The following is a 989-nucleotide window of genomic DNA, read 5'->3' as shown; positions in this document are numbered from 1 at the left end:
GATAACACCGAGAATACGACGCTCCACCAAGAGAGCATTGCACTTCAGCAAGCAAAAGTAGATGACGCTAGTCTATGCCCCTCTGCGCGGATTCTGGAAGATATGCGAACAGAACAACAAAGCTGGCTTGAGTTAGCGGGGTCTCTGTCCAATCAACACAAACATACGCTAACGGCAGCAACTGACATGGCCGCTATTCAACATGAATTTGAGAGGCTTGCCGCTCAAAGCCATGATAACGCTGAGCAAATCAAACAAGGAGATACGGTTTCTTTTGACAAGTTTCTTTCGGACTACGTCAGCTAGACCAGACTCATCCAACGCCGGTCGGCGCCAAGGTTACTGATCTTGCGCTATATGCGCTAGATCGTTTCAGCTGAAACGCCTATTCTCTATGACTCTTTGCGCCTACATTCTTTGAGACGCCCCCCTTATTTAAACATCCGCCTTATCGTATTAATTACCGTGCAACACGCTTCACAAAACGCATACGCGGTGATACGCAGCTCGCAAATATTAAGTACCGAAATTCGCTTCCGTCACGTTTCTAACAAAACTGTCACTATGCCCAATTTGCAGATACTGAAACCTATGCTAATTTTGTAAGTGTATGTAACGAATTGTTTCGTCAAAATTACAAGCTCATACATAAAGAAACATATTTGACATGCAGAGTAGTGTTCATTGCACTAACGTAAAGATATGTAATTCGTAAATGTGTACTGAGGGCAAGGATGCACTCACGCGCAACTCTTCGGAGTAGCGCTAATCAAAAAAACAGAAGCAAACCACATTTTACGAACTACACTACCGAAAACTAGTGTTGACTAAGAAGCGCGCCGAACCGCTGGAAGTCGAACGAAAACAGGGTGAATGAAGCTCTGTGTCGCTCAAAGTGCGAAGGCAGCCTATTGAAAGTGGAGTGGCCCATGGCCGAAGACATTTCTTTAAGCTGGAATATTGATTCTCTAAACAAAGCTTACAAGCAA

1 protein-coding gene is annotated in these 989 nt (G+C 44.5%); it reads left to right on the top strand.

Features of this window, described 5'->3' with window-relative positions; all coding sequences use genetic code 11:
- The coding region (locus A3751_RS22455) for a hypothetical protein (protein ID WP_369821219.1) at window positions 1-306 on the top strand (306 nt) is incomplete at its 5' end.
- Window positions 307-989: the final 683 nt, after the last annotated feature.

This window comes from Oleiphilus sp. HI0080, from assembly GCF_001635135.1.
This window is presented reverse-complemented; position numbering and strand designations above follow the sequence as displayed.